Genomic DNA, 17,446 nt, shown 5'->3' on the forward strand with positions numbered 1-17,446 from the left:
ACGTGGCGGTGCGGCCTCAGCGTGCTCGCTGCGCCAGCTTTGCCAAGGCATGCGGGGCATCGGTGGCTGGGATCCAGCCGGCCTCCCGCAATTTGGCATTGTCGGCGATGGACGGATAGGCGATGCGGTCCCAAGCATCCGCCATGCCGACCAGTTTCAGCGTGCCGCGCACCCAGGATTTAGGGAGACGAATCATTTTCGGGCCGCGGCTTCGCGCTCGGCGCAGGATCGCAATCATCTCGGCGAGCGACAGCGCCGTCGGGTCCGAGACGATATAGGTCTCGTTGGCCGTCGCAGGCCGTTCCAGCACGAAGCGGATGGCCGAGAGCATATTCTCCAGTGCCAGGAGGGAGCGGCGCTGATCGAATGCACGGAAGGGCAACGGCACAGGCAGCCTGGACAGCTTTTCCAGTTGCGCAACATTGCCTTGCGCGCCCGGGCCATAAATCACCACCGGCCGCAGGATGGTCGCGGGCACCCCATAGCCACGCACGAATGCTTCCGCCGCGAGTTTCGAGCGTCCGTAAGCGTCTGTCGGCTGTGGCGTGTCGGTTTCAGTGAGAATGGTGTTCGCGGCGGGGCCGGTCTGGGCGCGGATCGACGAGACAAAAACCAACCGACGAATATTGGCGCTCAGCGACGCCGCCAGCGCCAGTTCCTTGGTCGCGATTCGGTTGATCCGGTCGTATTCTGAATCGGGGATAGCGCGGGAGACATGCGCGATCCCGGCGAGATGCACGATGGCATCAACATCCGCCAGCAAGGGCCGCCAGTCGACCGGGCGCGACAGATCGGGAAGCGTAACGATATTGACGAATTCGGCCGCGGGGACTTTCGCTGGGCTGCGTGCGGCAGCGCGCACATGATAGCCGGCGCGCGACAGACTTTCGGTCAGTGCACGTCCGACAAAGCCACTCGCGCCGGTCACCAGAACCCGCATCAGGTGCGCTTCCTTGAAAACCGCCTCAGCAGAAAGCCTACCATCGTCGCACCTGCTGCCAAGCAGACGATCTCGATAGCAGGCGTGTTCCAGTACACGCTCACAAACGCGAGGCCCACCAGAACGACATTGACCGCGAAAACTTGTGCGATGACCTCGCGGACGCTGAAGCCGTTGTCGGTGGCGCGCTGGTAATAGTGTGTGCGATGCGCCTGCCAGACGCGCTCGCCGCGGGACAGACGTCGGCTTAGTGTCAAAGTCGCATCCATCAGGTAGTAGAGCGGCAGCAACAAAGCGGCGGCAAGATAGCCCTTGACGGCGACAAGCGCGAGCAGCCAGCCTGCGATCAGTCCGAGCGGCAGGCTGCCGACGTCGCCGAGAAACAGCCGCGCGACAGGTTTGTTGAACGGCGCAAAGCCGATCAGGGCGCCGAGTAGCGCCAGGGCACAAAGCGTGGCGTACACTGGCAGGACGCCAACCCAACCGAGCAGGACCAGCCCGGCGGTGAGCGGCACCATCTCCGCCACCGTCATCCAGTCCAGCCCGTCCATGAAATTCACGAGATTGACGAACCAGACTCCGCCGATGACTAGCAAGATGCGCTCGGTCCACCACGGCAGGAACGGCGTCATCTGAAAATCGGCGGGCAGCGCGGCGATCGCGATGGCCACGGCCGCGAACTGGACCAAGAGGCGCGGCACGACGTCGATCGAGCGTATGTCATCGACCGCGCCGAGGATCGCGATCAGGATCGTCGCTACGAAGATCGAGACGATGCTGCCCGCCTGGTCCCCTATGACATCGCTTGCGGTGAGGGCCAGGGCTGAGACGGCGATCCAGGCGCCGATGACGCCGATGCCGCCGCCCTGCGGGGTTGGTATCGTGTGAGAGGAGCGCGCATTCGGCCGCGCCAGCGCATAGCGGATGAGCAGCGGATGCAGCAGCTTGATCAGCAGGATCGTGAGGGCGGCCGCGCCCGTAATGACGGCAATCGCCGCAACGCTGCCGTGGCGGAAGGGCTCAAGGAGCAGATCCATTCGACCGGGCTGTCAGGCCACACCAATCCGCAACAGGTCGTGCAAATGCACCACGCCGACCGGCCGCGATCCCTCCACCACGAACATGGCGGTGATCTTGGAGGCGTTGAAGGATTCGATCACCTCGCTGACCATCTGGTCGGGACGGCAGGATTTCGGGTTGCGGGTCATGATTTCGTCAACACGGGCCTCGGTCAGTCCCGGCCGCATGTGACGGCGCAGATCCCCGTCGGTGATGATGCCGCACAGATGCCCGCGCGTATCGACAATGCCGATACAGCCGACACCCTTCGCCGACATCTCGACCACCGCTTCCGACATCGGCGCGCCGGTTTTCGTCAGCGGCAGGGCATCACCCGTGCGCATCACATCGCGGGTGAATTTCAAAAGCGCGCCGAGCCGTCCACCCGGATGCAGGACATGGAATTGCTGCGCCGAGAAGCCGCGTGATTCCAGCAGGGCGATCGCCAGTGCGTCACCCAGCGCAAGCTGCATCAGCGAGGACGTGGTCGGCGCCAGATTATGCGGGCAGGCTTCGCGCGCCTGCGGCAGCTGCAGCACGACATCGGCGGCGCGCCCGAGGGTGGACGACGCATCCGCCGTCATGGCGATCAGGCTGATGCGAAACCGTTTCGCATAATCGGTGAGGTTTTTCAGTTCCGCTGTCTCACCGGACCAAGACAGGGCGACGATCGCGTCGTTCTCGGTGATCATGCCGAGATCGCCGTGGCTGGCCTCGCTCGGATGCACGAAAAACGCCGGGGTGCCAGTGGAGGCGAAGGTCGCCGCCAGCTTGCGCGCGACATGGCCGGATTTACCCATGCCGGTTACGATCAGGCGGCCACTGGCGGCGCGGATCTTCTCCACGGCGGCGATTAGAGCGGACCCGAGGCCGTCGCGCAGGGCGGCCGACAGGGCGGCGATGCCGCCGGCCTCCAGCTCGAGCGTACGAACGGCGGAATTGATCAGGCGGGCATCGTATTCGGACATCTGCGAAGCGGCATTGTCGCGGGGGGCAGCCATATCGAGAAACTTTCGCTGGATGAGCTCCCGGCGTCACATCGGTCGCGAACGGGGTGCACGCCACCAATTAGCCGGCAATGGGGAGTCGATACAAACGAAAACGCAGGGCATAGAGGTTTTATGGTACCTGCATTGGATAAGCCGGCCCAAAGCCAAGGGTACGCGGAACTGCAATCTTGTCCCATGTGGGACGGGGGCTTGGTCGGTTATCGCCCTTCATGTCGAGGCGAGGAAAGGTTCTGGCAAGAGAGCAGCGCCGGCGGGAGAAGCCTGCGCTATTGCTTGAGCCAGCGCTGCGACCATGCCTGTGCCATCAGGATATTCCACAAGCCGGTGGCATTGTCCTCGACACCCGCAATGTGCCGCCGCCAAATCCTTTCCACCGCTTTCGTGTCGAATAGCCCGTGTCTCTGCAATTCCTGAGGGGCGAGAAGGTCCGATGCCCATCCGCGCAGCGGTCCGCGCAGCCACTGCGACAACGGGACCGAGAACCCGCGCTTTGGACGGTCAGTCAGCGCCGGCGGAACGTAGCGCGCCAGCACATCGCGCAGCAGTCCTTTCGGCCCGCCATGATGGTGCACCTGTTCCGGAAGGCTCCAGACAAATTCCACTAGCCGGTGATCAAGCAATGGTTCCCGCGCTTCCAGCGAGACGGCCATGCTGCAGCGGTCGACCTTGGTAAGTATGTCGTCCGGAAGATAACTCGCGATATCGTTGGCTTGCATGCGCGAGATCAGGTCCGGCAGGCTGCGTGCAAGATCGGTGAGTGGCTGGATGCGGTAGCCGTCCACGGCATCGAGCACCGGCGAGTGGTCAAGTCCGACGCGAGCGAGTGCAAGGGCGGCTTCATCGGAGCTTAATGCGCGCATCGCTCTTGCAAGCCGCCGTGACTTTTCCCCGATGCGCTCGGCACGGGCCGGATCGAGCAGCCGCGCAGCAAGCGGCCTCATCAGCCCTTCCGGCAGCGCCGCCAATGTGCTTCCACCAAGCCTGCGGACCGGATGCGGCAGCCCGCCCAGGCTGCCCCAGATGCGCTCCAGCCAAGTGTACTTTGGGTAGCCAGCGAAAAGCTCGTCGCCCCCATCGCCGGACAGGGCGACCGTGACATGCTCGCGCGTGGCGCGGGAGACAAGAAACGTTGGCAATTGCGATGAATCCGCAAACGGCTCGTCGAACCAGTCGGGAATTTGCGGCACGAGGTCGAGAGCGGCTCGTTCGTCGAGCCGGATTTCGGTGTGATCCGTGTGCAGATGCTCGGCCACCGCACGGGCGACCTGCGACTCGTCATAAGCGGAGTTCTCGAAGCCGATGGTGAAGCTGCGCACGTGCGACCTGGACTGCGCCTGCATCAGTGCCACGACGAGGGATGAATCGATACCGCCCGAAAGAAATGCCCCGACCGGCACATCGGCCACCATGCGGCGGCGCACGGAATCGCGCAGCAGCGCATCCAGCGCATCGCGCGCGTCCGCAAGGCCATATGCACTTTGTCCGCGTCGGCGGACGACATCCTCGATGCGCCAGTAACGCCTCTCATTCACCTCACCGGACGACACTGTCATGATCGCGCCCGGTTGCAGCTTGAAGACGTTCCGGAAAACGGTGGCTGGGGCCGGGATGTAGCTGTAGGCGACCAGGGCCGCGATCGCCTCGCGATCGACGTCGCGCTTGAAGGACGGATGCTGCATCAACGCGCGCAATTCCGAGCCGAAAAGCAGTGTGTTGTCGGCAATGGTCCAGTAAAGCGGCTTTACGCCGAGCCGGTCGCGCACGAGATAGAGTATCCGCTCGCTGCGGTCGAACACCGCAAAGGCGAACATGCCGATCAGCCTTGCAACCGTCGCCTCGACGCCCCATTGCATGAAGCCGGCCAGCATCACCTCGGTATCGGACTTGCTGCGAAAGCTGTGACCGAGGTCTGTCAGTTCGCCGCGCAGGTCTTCGAAATTGTAGACCTCGCCGTTATAGGTGATGACAAAACGGCCATTGGCCGAGTGCATGGGCTGACGTCCAGCCGGCGACAGATCGACAATGGCCAGGCGGCGATGCGCGAGCCCAATGCCGGCTTCGGCGTCCTGCCATTCGTCGACCCCATCCGGTCCACGATGCGCCAGTGCGTCGACCATGCGTCGGGCCAAGGTTGCCGGAGCAGTCTCGTGCGCCGGCGCACGCAAATCGAAGAGGCCGGCTATACCGCACATCGCCATGAACTCCAGGGCGACACGGCCCGCTGTGACAAGGAGGATTTTGCTATCTAATCGTAGCACACGGACAATCTCGAAAACCACTGATCCGCTCCTATGCAGAGGAGGGCGGATGAAGGAGGGGAACCCAGGCCGGCAACATCGCGTCGACGCGCGCGTCGACTGGCCTGATGACGGTGTCTAACGATAATTGAAATAGCGAGCCGGCCAGCCACTTTCGCGCAAGATGCCGGCTTGAACCTCGGCCGGCATTGTGGTCCGCCAGTGATCCTCGGACTGAATGGTGTGCATGCCGGCAAAGGCAAAGCCCGGACTGCCACCGATTGCATGGTGTTTCACAGGTCCGTCTCGAAGTCTGGCTTCGCAGTCCGCATCTTGCAGAATATCGCGGCAGACCTTTTCCGGATTTGCACAAAAGTCCTCGTAAAGAACTGTTCTCCATGGCAGGCGCGGTGTCGCCCAGCGCAAGGCTAGGGTGGCGCCGTTGAGACGGCGCCAATGTCTTGCCATCTCCGATATTCCGATGCCCGTCCGGCGCTGGCCCGACTGGACCACGCCGCGGGGATCGCGGACCACGTGAATTGGGAACACCTTCACATCTCGCAGGGCCGCGTAAAGTAGCAATTGGTCCGGGTCTTTACTCGAGTCGATAAACACCCGTGCGGGATCCACCGCCTGGATCGCCTGCAATGTGTCCCTGAGGGACGCCGCTGCGCGGGATTCTGCCTTCAGCAGACGTCCACCCGCGGAAACGGCAACTGCGTTCCCAAGCATGCGGAGCCGTGAATGGTCCGTAGCGATAAAGTCGGCAACGCGAGGGCCCCAGATCTCACATGTTGCGATGTCGGCGCCGCAACCGCATTTCGCGCCTCGCGCGGCAAGCTGGGATAGCCGCTTCACCTCGCCCAGCGCAGAGACGCCATGAAACTGACCCAAAGCCGCTTGCAGGATTGTCGAGCCGCAGCGGGAGGTTCCGACAAGACAAATAACGTTCAACGGAGAGATCCGGGGTGTATCGAAAGCGCCAAACGATATTCAGAAATACCCATGTTCTTGCATGACGCGCTTATCAAGCCCGAACTCTTCGGCGAGCTTGAGGTTGCTGTCCTTGAAAGTTTCGAAGATCGTCTTTTTTTCCTGGTCGGTCACTGCCGGGATACGGACGCGGAGAGAATCCGCAAATTTCAGTCCGAACATCTCGAAAACCTTGATAGCCTGGTGCCGCAGCGAGTTCTTGTGAAGTTTCCTGATTACGATGGTGCCGGCCTCTTTTCGTGTCTGATTGAGCTGACCTTCGCCCAGGTTGGCCTTGATAATTGCGGGGTCGACACCGATAAGTTTGCTGAGTTCGGCGCTGAACCGGTCGCGATTGCGGACGAAATCCTCGAAAAATACCACGTGCACGCGCTCTTTGCCGAACGCCGAGGCATAGGCGCTCACCACATCGTAAAAGTTGAAGATCTTCGAGTCGCCGGCCCAGTTGCTCTCGACATTGTGTGCGAGGAAGTCCGCGAAAGTTTTCTTCTTCAGCTTGCGGTAGTTCTGCACGAAATAGGAGGGAACAATATCCGGCTGCTTCCTCAGCAAGATCATCACATCGACCTGGTCGGCCTGCGGTGCGAAATATGCCTTCAGCAGGTTCGCGCCGACGATTTGATCCGTGTAGTGCCGTTCGTTCATCATGAACAGACCTTCGGACAGGACGTTGGTCAGACTGTCCGACAGGTCGCCTAGGGAATTTTCCGGGTCGTAAGCCTTGCCGTCGACGACGTCGTCGAACCAATCCTTGTAATGCCCCTTGTTCTGTCTCACGCCGTAGAAATCGCTCTCGAAGGCCCTTCCAAGGAAATTGATCGCCCCCTGCTTGTGAAGCGCAAGGAACAGTCCGTTTTGCAGGCTGGTGCTGGCCGCCTTAGGAAATCCAACATGTAATAACAGGCGTTTCATTGCCTCGTATCCTTCCGAAATCCTCCGAACTTCGTGGTTCTTCCACGGTTTAGCGGCGACAGGCAAGCGGGGTGCGTTAGCACGAATGTCAGTGTTGCGGCGTCGTTTGCCGACGAGACGGGCGGTGTGGTGCGAACGGACTGTTGAGCGCATTCACCGGACGCACGATAGGCTGCCCGATCTTGGCGGGTAGCCACATCGCAAGGTGCCGGCTGCTGCAAACGGGATCGCCCTTTTCTGCGTGCGGGCAGCGACGGGCTCAATGCGCCCCATTTGACAGGCTTGCTTTCCCCGAGGGGAGCATGCAAGTCGATGACTGCCGCGGCATTGCCAGGCGGAAAGGCCCCGTATAGGTTGGCCGCACGAGCTGCAAAAAACTCAAATTCGCGTGAAAAATCAATGCGTAAGGTAAGGAGCAGGGACGCTGCGGACATTGGCTCTTTTTTGCTGCGGCTGGCTGGCCATTCGGCCGCGCCGCGCGGATAACAACGATCCGATCTACCACATGGAAAGCACCCACCATTCTCGCTCTGAAGCCGGACGTCAGTTCCGCTTGAATGCGAGGCCGGAAGCGCTGGGAGGGGTTGTATCAACCCCAGTCCGCATCGCGCGCCGGTTGTCCGGTATGATGATGGTGGCAGCAACCGCCTTTCCCCGCAGGTGTTCCCGGCCGCATCGGGCTTCGGCGCGCTGCCGGAATTTTGCAGCACTCTCCTATAAATCTCGCTTCGGCACGCTCGATTTCGTGGCGGGCTTGAATGGCTTCGACCGGCCGATCCTCGTCATCCGCAGATGCGGCCTCAAGCGGCTGCGCGCTACCAACGGAAGCGCTTGACAATGCTCCAGATGGTGCTTGCCTTTATCTGCCGTCATAAGCTGCTGCGCTCACCATTACTGGCGGCGTTGTTGTTTCGGGCCGCTTTGCATGAATCCAAGGGGCTGAAGTCTCGCAACGGACGCTATGTTGCGCTTCTGATGTCGCGGCCTGGCCTCACCGAAGATGCCATGAGCATATTCGGAACAGCTCAGCAATTTGAGTGCGTCTCCGCTCCACAGGGGCTACTGAAGGCGATCGCAAGCGGCATACTCAAAGAAACGATCGACGAGCAGAACTACGCCAACCTCTCTGAAGAAGAAGAGCGCAGCAAGCGGGTCTATCGTGAATTTCTGCAGAGGATGTTTGGCTGGCTTTTGCGGTTTTACCGCATCGATGTCATCATCAGCGGGAATTTTGCGTATTTTGCCGAACGCGAATTGCATTCCGCCGCAGAATCCCTCGGCATCCCGTTCGTGGTCCTTCACAAGGAGAACCTGAAGAGCGAGGCTCGAGTCGACTATTTCAAGGACATCTACCGCAACCGCCGTGGCCCGTTCACCGGCCGACGCATCGTTGTCTACAACTCAGTCGAGCGGGAGATTCAACTCGCGTCGGGCGTGGTGTCGCCGGATCGTGTCAGCGTCTGCGGCATGCCGCGCCTTGACCGATCGCATCAATGGCGTCTTGCCGCAGCGGGCACGACTCTGCCCGCCCGTCCAAGTGTCATCTTCTTCACGTTTGGAGCGAAGACCGGCCTGCCTGGGATCCGGCGAAAAAATCAGCTGCCTGGTCTCATCCGTAAGGCGCATGGCAAATTCACCGAGCCGATGGATCCGGAAGTCGAGCGGTTGACCTGGGCGGATACGCTTTCGCAGACCATGCGAGCCATTGCCGATTTTGCCGCCGGCAACCCGCATGTTCGCGTGATCATGAAGTCGAAGCGCGGTTATACGCAGCGAGAGTTTTTCCAGGACGTGACCGGCCAGGGCATCCCCCCGAATATCGAATGGGTGGAGGAGGGGGATCCCATGCCGCTCCTTGAAAAGGCCTGGGTTGTGGTCAGCATGAATTCGACCGCTGTGCTGGAGTCGCTGGCGACAGGAAAAACCGTGCTCACCCCGGCTTACGCGGAGGCCGGCACCGAATTGATGCGGCCGTGGCTTGCAGATTTTGGTCCTGCGATCGAGCGTATGCAAAGCGGCCAGCAACTGGTGACGCGCCTGACCGAAATCTGCTCCGGACCGCCACCCGTCGTCCCTGCAGAATTGGGTCGTGAGGCGACAGAGACGCTCGATCGCTGGGCCGGCAATTCCGATGGCAAGGCCAGCGAACGCGTGCGCAATGTGATCGAAGCCGAGGTCGTGCGTGCGCCAAGCAAGATTGTAGCAACCGGCAGCAACGCTGTGGTCAATACTTGAAACAGTTCTTGTCAGGTACGGCGCGGCTGTCTTTGCGCACCAACATGTGAAACGGACCTACTCCATGCTCGCGGCACTTTCGAAACAGGCCTATCGCCTTTCCAAAAAATGGCTACCGAAGGACCAGGAGAGCGCGCATAGATCGCATATCCACACAGAGGTCATGCATATCTGGCTGACCGAGGATATGGCGAAAGTTTCCGGCGATGTCGGCCTCGATGTCGGGGCGGGCTCACTCGTGAATCGCCCGTTGTTCAATACCAAGCATTACATCGCGGTGGAGCCTAACGCGCGGTCCGCGGAAACCGGGCGCAACAGGTTTCCCGATGCTGAAATCCATGTCTGCCGGATCGAAGACTACGAGCCGGAAAAGCCGGTCGACCTTGCGATCGCCTGCACCGTCATAGGCAACAAGCACTTTGCTCCTGAATCAGTCATGCCGACCATTGAGCGGGTTACGCGCTGGCTTGCGCCCGGCGGGACATTTTTTTTCGACGTGCGCCCACGGGTGATTTCCTACGAACCGCAGGTTGATGAATTCGTTTCAGGAGCTTTTGCCAGGGTGGAAAAGCGTGTCTATGGACGTTTCGACTGGACCGCTCCGCCTTTCATCACTGCGCGCGCCGGACGCATCTTGTCCAAACGTGCCGCGTGGAACGTGCCACCTGATCCCGCGCGGCGTCGGCTGTACTATGCGTGTTTCGGCAAGCGTTGAAACTTCCGAACACGTTTTGGTCGGTCGCGGTGGTTGAACGATCTGTTCGCGAATCGGTTACTTCCGCGGTCGGCGCTCACACGCGTCGTCGAAATTACCGATTAAAATCAATATCCTGGATATAACCCATCGCGGTTAAGGCGGAACGGTGGCCTTGCTACAGCCGGCTTCAGGGGCTATGCCGATCCGTGAAAAAACTCCCGGCAGCGCGGATCGTCGAACCTCCATGCCCTTACCGGATTTCCGAAGCGATTTTCCTACCATTGCGGATTTTCTGCACTGGTGGCTGCAGAATGATGTTCTGCCCGCGCAACACGCTGCCACGTTCAAGACCTATTACGGCGGCTACATCGGCCGGTTCGGTCGCTATGTGCGCCACCATTACTCCGATCAAACCCGCGAGATTTGTAATTTCATCAGGGAAGCAGGCTCGCCGCGGTTGCTTGAAGTGGGCGGGGGATGCGGCACGGAGGCGTTGTGGTTCGCGTTGCGCGGCGCGCGGGTGGTGGCCGTCGACATCAACGAGGACAGGCTGGCTGTTGCACGCGCGCGGCAGGAGATTGTCGAACAGTCGATCGGCTGTCGTCTCGACCTCGAATTTCGCTCGTGTTCTCTGTTTGAAATCCAGGAGAGCGGCGGCTTCGATCTGATTTGGATGGAGCAGGCGTTTCATCACGTCGAGCCGCGAGACGAGGTTTATGCGACGATTGCGCGTTTGCTTGCGCCTGGCGGGCGCATTGTGATTTCGGAGGCTAATGGCTGGAATCCGCTCTTGCAGCTCGTGCTGTTCCGCCGGCGCGGTTTCCGTACGATCGTCGATCGTACAACGGCTGATGGCCAACGCATCCTTTACGGCAACGAACGCATCACGGTGCCGTCGGCCATGTCGCATGGGTTTGAGGCTGCAGGTGTGAAGCGTGAAGCCGTGCGTTATTTCCGGGCCCTCCCGAATGTGGCGGCCGCCGATGCGCTGCAGCCGCTGGAGCGTCTGATACCCTCTTACGCGGCGCCTCTGTTCAGCCATTACAATTATGTCGGCCGTAAGCCCGTTGCCTAACCGCCGCGCGACGTAACGCACATGACGGAGCGGCCCTGGCTCATCATCCCGATCGAAACGAAGGTCCGGGAACTCGATGCCAAAACCTATCTCGCCTGCGCTGCCGCGGAGGCGGGTTTTCGCGTTCTTTTGGGTGATCAGAATGCTTTGATGAAGCGGCTGGCTTCGCTGCCTCGCGGCTTCTATCTGGACAAGAGCGTGGCGCGGCTGAAGGTGAAGAGTTTCCGGCGGCTCGAAGACCTTGGCTTCACGATTCTTGCCTGGTGCGAGGAGGGTCTCGTTTATCGCGACCGCGACGCCTATCTGCATGAGCGCGTGGCGCCAGCTGCCTTTGAGAAGGTCGATGCGTTCTTTGCCTGGGGCAAGGTCCAGCACGACGATATGCGACTCGCCGTGAATGATGGCGACCAGAAGATATGCGAGACGGGCAATCCCCGGTTCGATCTGCTGCGGCCGGAGCTGCGCGGGCTGTATCGTGCGCAGGCCGAAGCCCTGGTGCGGCAGCATGGCGACTTCATTTTGATCAATACTAACTTTGGCCGGTTTAATCATTTCTACGGTGCTAGCGGAGTGATGGACATTCTTCGCAAGCGCGGGTCCATCCGGAATGCGGCCGACGAGGAATTCTTCACGCAATGGATCGCGTTTCTCGGTCAGATCTACCAGGCCTTTCGGGACGTGGTGCCGGAGCTCGCGCGGGCATTTCCGGACCGGACGATCGTGGTGCGTCCGCATCCCTCCGAAAACCATGACAACTGGCGGCAGGTGGCCGAGGGGCTGCCCAATGTAAAGGTCATCTACGAGGGTGGCGCCATTCCTTGGATCCTTGCGGCAGCCGTTTCGATCCATAACAGCTGCACGACCGGACTTGAGGCGGCGTTGCTCGACCGTCCCGTTATCGCCTATCGGCCGTTTCAGTCCGAAACTTATGACAGTTTCCTGCCCAATCGCGTCAGTGTCGAAGCTGCAACGAGCGGCGAACTGATCTCCAATGTCCGGACTGCACTTGAAGGACGGCTCGATGCGCCGCTCGCCGTGGATGAAGCGGTGCGGAACGATGTGAAGCACTATGTTGCATCAATGGACGGCCCACAGGCGTCATATCTTATCGTTCAACATTTGCTGGCGTTGAACGAAAGTCGCGCAACCTTGCGTCGCCGTAATCCGCTCTCAGCTTTGCGCGATCGGGGTGAGCAATGGGCGCGGTCCGTTGCACGAACCGCGCTCGCACCGTTGCGGCCCACAGGTGCCTACAGCCGGCAGAAGTTTCCGGGACTTGAGCGAGAGGAGCTTGACCGATTGGTGCGAGACTTCCGCCAGTTGACCGGGCGATTTGAGAAAGTGCGCGTGCTTTCTGGCGAGAAGCATTCCTTTATCGTGACGATCTGAGCTCCGTCGAAACCGACTTCGTGAAGCATAGATGTGCGCTACGCGTCCTTGCCGATGGCGGCGAGGATCGCGAGCCGTGTTCGCTCGCCGGCGCGTCCGTCCGCATTGCCTGTCCAATGTTCGAGCGTGGATATTTCGCTGGAGCCAAGCTCTGCCGGCACCGGGCGGGAGGATCGTGCGTACTCAATCAGCAGATTGCGCAGTTCGACCGGATGACGGGCCACCTCGCCAAGGGCTCGCAGGTCGATGACGTATGGCTGCACGTCCGCGCGCTCGGCTTCTGCGAACCAAGGCAGAACAATGGGTTTGCCGGCGGCAACGGATTCGAGCAGCGCCGTGGAATTGAAACCGCAAACGACGGATGCCTCCGCAATCAGCGGCAATACGTCGCCGCTGTGAACAATCCGAAGATTAGAGGGGGCAGGCGCCTCGTCATCCACTCCGAACAGGCTTCCGCTTTCGGCCAAATCGCGTTGCCGGCCTTTGGTCTTTACGACGATCTCGATGTCCGGGTTCTCGCGCGCAATGTCGAGAATGGTCCGGCACGTCTCGGCGTAAAGAGTGCTGAGCGAAATGGCCCCAATGCCTTCTCCTGCGTCGTCATCGGCATCCTCAAGGTAAACAGTGCCGGTTCTCTCGCCCTTTCGGACAACGCGCGGCATGCCGGTCAGCGGCGAAAACAGGAAGAACAGAATTCGCCGCGGTGATGATGTCCCTGCGTTGGCGATGCGCCACTTGTGCATGCGATCCAGGCGCGGCATGCCAACGATATCGATTTGTGCCGCCGCCGCGATACCGGCGCGGAGTTGCAGGTCTTTCTCGATCTGGTTGTAAACCAGAATGTTGCGGCCGGTGAAGGGGCCGCGCCGTTCCTTGTAAATGTATTCGAAGAATTCAACCCGGCCCGGCGTCTTAAGGTTTTCCTTATGCAGCGCGATGAAGGGGATGCGCAATTCAGACAAGGCCGTCGCAAGTTCGCGTTCGGCGCGATAGCCAAAATTTCCTGTCACGACCGCATCAATCTGTCGGAAACGCGATAGCACCTTGAACAGTTCGAGAATGAAACATCTGTAGCGGGATTTGAGTCGATCGAACTCACTGCCTGCCGATGCATAGTTATTGTCATCGACGGAATTGGGCAGGAAGGCGCGAAAGCTCTCTCGCAGGATCAGCCGGGGGAGTGCGAGCACTTCGACATCGTCGGCACTGCCGAGTGCACTCATGATGTCTTGTGTAAAGCCGTCCTTCGGCAGGATCAGTATGCTGTATCGCTTGGTCGATGTGGCGGGCTTCAAGCGGGAAATGAAGGGCAGGACCAGGATCGCGGGGATCCACGCCAGTCCCAGCCCCGCGCTCTTTCGTAAGGCCGCCAGATAGGCAGATCTGAGCTTATTGGCGATGTGGTTCATTGCCATTCAGCACGGAGTCGACCTCGTTGGTATTGATGCGGTCGAGAGCAAACGGTATGTGCTCGGGCTGCACCCATTGCCCCGTCAAGGTCACGCCCACCGAAAAGCCGTGGCGCCTGCAGAATTCCGCCGGATCGGAAGGAAGAGCCCAGTCGCGGCCATAAGGGAACGAGACCCAGTTGGGCTTCCGACCCGTGGCTTCGGCGAGTGTGGCAACATTAAGCGCCATGAGCCGGTCCTCGTCCGGTCCAAGGCGCGTAACCGCGCGGTGATCGTGCGTGTGCGCGCCGATGCGATGCCCTCTGTCTTCGAGGCGGCGCAGGCCGGCCGCGTCCATATAGGTCTCGGCGCAGAAGCGCCGCTCATCGATGCCACGGTTTGAGAGCATCTTGCTGGTCACGTCATCGAGGATGTCTTCCGGAAGCAGCGAGTTGAGCAGATACTTGATCTGCCCGTGCTCCGGCTTGTCGTAGATGTAGGTGCGCTCCGCCTTCAAGCGTTCGTCTTGAGTCAATTGCCGGGTCCGCCATTCGGGCGGCAGGGCGGTCAGCAGTTCTTCCCGAAAGCGCGCAGGCTCTGTCATGGCGCGAAGATAGTGCACCTTGTGGACGGCGAGCGCACGGTGCTCCGTCAGCGGGCGAGAGCACACGAAAAAGACTGCCTTGATGCCCATTGGCTCGAGAATGTCGTGGGCGGCTTTTGCGTGATCGGTGAGCCCATCGTCGAATGTGACCAACGCGCTTGGTCCCGGAAGCTCCTTGCCGTGAAGCAGATATGCTTCGGCTTCTTCCGGTGTCGCCATGTAAAGCAATGACCCCAGAAATTCCATCTGGCGACGAAAATCCTCAGGCGATATCGGGTGAATTCCTGGATAGGCATACAATCCAGGGTCGCGCACATAGTGATAATTGACGAGAAGCAGGCGTTGATTCATGGGTGCTATAATTTGCCAGCGACGGCCCGGCCATAAACCTCGCCGAACCCACGACTCGCGATCGCGTCCTTGATATCGGCGATGTCCTTGTCGGCGAGAATGTTACGCCAGATTCCGACACGCTGATTTGTCAGTGGCTCCTTAAGCCGTTCCAGCGTTGTGGAAGCCTTTCCGGTCGCGTCGCGAACCTTCTCGAAATCTCCGTCGCGGCCGCTGAAGGTGCCGACCTGCGGCTCCCAGTCCTCATTCAGAAACGAGACAACCCGGCGCATCGTGGCCTCTGGGGCGTCGATCAGGTCTTCGTAGCGGATGACGAGATAGGCCGTGTCGTCTGGGTTGATCTTGTTGATCAGTTCGGTCCCGGCTCCAATCGTGTTGCACCAGCGTTCGGCAAACTCTTCTACCGAATCCCACTTTCTGGCCTCCCGGAGGGATGCGAAGACGTCACGCGGATCGCGCGTGATGTGGATGACCTGCGCGTTCGGCCAAAACGACCAGATGCGGTCGACATGGGCAATATTTCCAGGCGTTTTCTCGGCCCAGCGTCTTTTGCCCAACTTACTTGCGAGCTCGTTCATTAAAGCGTCGAGGAAGGCTTCCGTGCTTGGCGCGGATTGGGCCAAGGCTACAACCTCGTCGGAGGGAAGATCGTAAAAGCCCGCCAGCTGAACGATTTTGCCCTGCATTTTTGCGCTGTCGCGCTCTGCCCAGTTCCAATTGAACCAGTAGGTCTCGAGTCCGGACGCAATCGCGCTGTGCTCGCCCAGCATAGCCCGCAGCAGCGTGGTCCCCGACTTGAACATTCCGCCAATGAAAATGGGAGCGCTTGTCATGCGTGTCGTTCTCGGTTCAACAGCCACTCGGCCAGCTCAAGCTCAAATGGATCGTCGATATTCACGACGTGGCGTTCAATGACAACGGCTTGCGCATCGCGGTCAATGATGCGGCCGTGATCGACGAGATGAGATCTGGTGACGGCATAGCACAATCCGTTGCGATGATAGTAGGCCGGTATTCCCTGCCGGAGGCTGTGGCGCGCGCCGTCCGACAGGTAAAATCCGATCGTGCCGCGGTCGTCCAGGGTGAGCGTTTTGTGCGGCGTGAAATGCGCAGGTGTGCGGGAAACGGTCGCGGCCGCCGGCGCACCGGTTTCGATAAGTGTCCTCACCGTGAGGTTTACATCCTCGGGGCGGCGCATGGGGCTGGTCGGCTCCAGCAATACGGAAATATCGAACCGCCGGCCGTAGTGTTTTTCGGCCGCAAGCCAGGCGTGGCGCCACATGTCTGCAGAGCCGGCCTGATCGCCGGACAAGTCGTCCGGTCGCAAAAACGGGGTGTCCAGCCCGTAGCGCTCGGCCTCGGCCAAGATATCGCGATCGTCGGTCGAGATAAGCGCTGCGTCGATCCATGGCAGGGCGCGGGCGACCATTGCGGCGCGGCCCACCAGGGAGATGCCGCCGATCTCCTTCAGGTTCTTGCGCGGTATCGACTTCGACCCGCCGCGAGCGGGGACGACCGCCAGAACCGCGTGACCCTCAATCATCCGCGCTTGCCGTTCGCACGGTGCATCCCCTTGCGCTACTCTCGCGGATGGCCTCTATCAGTTCCATGACCTTAATGCCATCGGCCAACGTACAGGAGGGCGAGACCTGCCGGGTGACGACATCCAGATATTCGCGCGCCACAGCCATGAACATCTCGTTGCGTTCAAACGTGAAATTTTCTGCTTCCCAGACGTGCGCGCTTTGCCGGCCGATGGCGAGGCGATTAGGATCGGCGGACCATAGAAGTGTCCCCCCTTCACCGATGAAACGGATGTATTTTTCGTGGGGACGGCCGTACAGATCGAGATGCAGTGAAACCCTGAGACCGTCGGGATAAACGGCGAGCGCATCGACGTTATCGTCTGTTTCGATGTTCAGATCGGATATTTTTTCGACGCGTCCGGAGAGTTCGGCTGGCATGCCGAACAGCCAAATCATCAGATCAATCCAGTGGCTCTCGTCCAGCAGCGCGCCGCCACCCTGCGCGGCGCTGGCCATAAAGAATTCTTGATACGGTTCCCAGGGGTGCCAGTCCGCCAGATGTGCGGACATGTGAAACTGTACATGGCGCAGCGTACCCACCGCGCCGTCGCCGAGTAGAGCGCGGACGCGCGCAAGCGGTGGCCACCAGCGCCACGTATAACCGAGCAGGACAGGCACGCCGGTTCGCCGTTCGACCTCGCGCATGGCATGAGCTTCGGCTGCCGTCTTTGCGACGGGCTTTTCGAGCAGCACCGGCAGTCCGGCTTCAAGGGCCGAGATTGTCTGTGCTGGATGGAAAGCGGTGGGCGATCCGACAACGACCCCATTGAGCCCGCCAATAGACAACGCATCTTCGATGGTTGGATAAGAGCCGATCACCGGCGTTTCCGCCGCAAGCTCTTTGCGCCGCTCCTCGCGCGGATCGACGCACGAGATCCGGCAGCCCAGCGACGCCAGATTCCGCGCGTGGCGTTTGCCGACGCTGCCTGAGCCCACGATGAGGAGATGAGGATCGGTCACTGTCTGGCGT

The 17,446-nt window shown here is 60.5% G+C and carries 16 protein-coding genes; 5 read left to right on the forward strand and 11 right to left on the reverse strand.

Annotated elements, in window-relative coordinates:
* Nucleotides 1-16 precede the first annotated feature (16 nt).
* The 6 genes from AC5I5I_RS14050 to AC5I5I_RS14075 all read right to left on the reverse strand — a co-directional run bounded on the left by AC5I5I_RS14050 (nt 17) and on the right by AC5I5I_RS14075 (nt 7,151).
* Entirely contained in the window at nt 17-940 is a 924-nt protein-coding gene (locus tag AC5I5I_RS14050) for an NAD-dependent epimerase/dehydratase family protein (RefSeq protein WP_495974018.1), read from the reverse strand.
* On the reverse strand, nt 940-1,977 hold the full coding sequence (locus AC5I5I_RS14055) for an MraY family glycosyltransferase (protein ID WP_495974020.1): 1,038 nt from the start codon (nt 1,975-1,977) through the stop codon (nt 940-942). Before AC5I5I_RS14055 ends, AC5I5I_RS14050 begins: the two co-directional genes overlap by 1 nt.
* Before the next feature lie 12 nt (nt 1,978-1,989).
* Nucleotides 1,990-3,000 carry a KpsF/GutQ family sugar-phosphate isomerase gene (locus tag AC5I5I_RS14060; RefSeq protein ID WP_495974022.1) on the reverse strand — a complete coding sequence of 337 codons (1,011 nt, stop codon included), beginning with the start codon at nt 2,998-3,000 and terminating at the stop codon, nt 1,990-1,992.
* A gap of 275 nt (nt 3,001-3,275) precedes the next feature.
* A complete protein-coding gene (gene asnB, locus AC5I5I_RS14065; RefSeq protein WP_495974024.1) occupies nt 3,276-5,207 on the reverse strand; it encodes an asparagine synthase (glutamine-hydrolyzing) in 1,932 nt (643 codons plus the stop codon).
* 177 nt (nt 5,208-5,384) lie between these two features.
* Nucleotides 5,385-6,200 carry a sulfotransferase gene (locus AC5I5I_RS14070; protein WP_495974026.1) on the reverse strand — a complete coding sequence of 272 codons (816 nt, stop codon included), beginning with the start codon at nt 6,198-6,200 and terminating at the stop codon, nt 5,385-5,387.
* A 39-nt stretch (nt 6,201-6,239) separates the two neighbouring features.
* Nucleotides 6,240-7,151, reverse strand: coding sequence for a hypothetical protein (locus AC5I5I_RS14075; RefSeq protein WP_495974028.1), 912 nt, complete (start codon nt 7,149-7,151; stop codon nt 6,240-6,242).
* Nucleotides 7,152-7,584: 433 nt separating this feature from the next.
* On the opposite strand from AC5I5I_RS14075, the gene AC5I5I_RS14080 reads away from it, so the two are divergent.
* The 5 genes from AC5I5I_RS14080 (at nt 7,585) to AC5I5I_RS14100 (ending at nt 12,547) form a co-directional block, all read left to right on the forward strand.
* Nucleotides 7,585-7,986, forward strand: coding sequence for a hypothetical protein (locus tag AC5I5I_RS14080; protein ID WP_495974030.1), 402 nt, complete (start codon nt 7,585-7,587; stop codon nt 7,984-7,986).
* A gap of 2 nt (nt 7,987-7,988) precedes the next feature.
* Nucleotides 7,989-9,386 carry a hypothetical protein gene (locus AC5I5I_RS14085; protein WP_495974032.1) on the forward strand — a complete coding sequence of 466 codons (1,398 nt, stop codon included), beginning with the start codon at nt 7,989-7,991 and terminating at the stop codon, nt 9,384-9,386.
* A gap of 64 nt (nt 9,387-9,450) precedes the next feature.
* The gene (locus AC5I5I_RS14090) at nt 9,451-10,101 is read left to right on the forward strand and encodes a class I SAM-dependent methyltransferase (protein WP_495974034.1); all 651 of its coding nucleotides are present in this window, start codon (nt 9,451-9,453) and stop codon (nt 10,099-10,101) included.
* Between the two features lie 178 nt (nt 10,102-10,279).
* On the forward strand, nt 10,280-11,158 hold the full coding sequence (locus AC5I5I_RS14095; RefSeq protein ID WP_495974036.1) for a class I SAM-dependent methyltransferase: 879 nt from the start codon (nt 10,280-10,282) through the stop codon (nt 11,156-11,158).
* A gap of 21 nt (nt 11,159-11,179) precedes the next feature.
* Complete coding sequence (locus AC5I5I_RS14100; protein ID WP_495974038.1) at nt 11,180-12,547, forward strand: surface carbohydrate biosynthesis protein; 1,368 nt, start codon at nt 11,180-11,182, stop codon at nt 12,545-12,547.
* 38 nt (nt 12,548-12,585) lie between these two features.
* Here the strand turns inward: AC5I5I_RS14100 and AC5I5I_RS14105 are convergent, their stop codons facing one another.
* The 5 genes from AC5I5I_RS14105 to AC5I5I_RS14125 are packed head-to-tail and all read right to left on the reverse strand — an operon-like array spanning nt 12,586 to nt 17,436.
* Nucleotides 12,586-13,956, reverse strand: a complete 1,371-nt coding sequence (locus tag AC5I5I_RS14105; protein ID WP_495974040.1) for a hypothetical protein — start codon at nt 13,954-13,956, stop codon at nt 12,586-12,588.
* Nucleotides 13,937-14,890 (reverse strand): polysaccharide deacetylase family protein, encoded by a 954-nt coding sequence (locus tag AC5I5I_RS14110; RefSeq protein ID WP_495758541.1) that lies wholly within the window; start codon nt 14,888-14,890, stop codon nt 13,937-13,939. The genes AC5I5I_RS14105 and AC5I5I_RS14110 overlap by 20 nt, the downstream gene beginning before the upstream one ends.
* Before the next feature lie 5 nt (nt 14,891-14,895).
* Nucleotides 14,896-15,723, reverse strand: a complete 828-nt coding sequence (locus tag AC5I5I_RS14115) for a sulfotransferase family protein (protein WP_495974042.1) — start codon at nt 15,721-15,723, stop codon at nt 14,896-14,898.
* On the reverse strand, nt 15,720-16,433 hold the full coding sequence (locus AC5I5I_RS14120; protein WP_495974044.1) for an acylneuraminate cytidylyltransferase family protein: 714 nt from the start codon (nt 16,431-16,433) through the stop codon (nt 15,720-15,722). Before AC5I5I_RS14120 ends, AC5I5I_RS14115 begins: the two co-directional genes overlap by 4 nt.
* A complete protein-coding gene (locus AC5I5I_RS14125) occupies nt 16,426-17,436 on the reverse strand; it encodes a Gfo/Idh/MocA family protein (RefSeq protein WP_495974046.1) in 1,011 nt (336 codons plus the stop codon). Before AC5I5I_RS14125 ends, AC5I5I_RS14120 begins: the two co-directional genes overlap by 8 nt.
* Nucleotides 17,437-17,446: the final 10 nt, after the last annotated feature.

This window comes from Pseudorhodoplanes sp., from assembly GCF_059499825.1.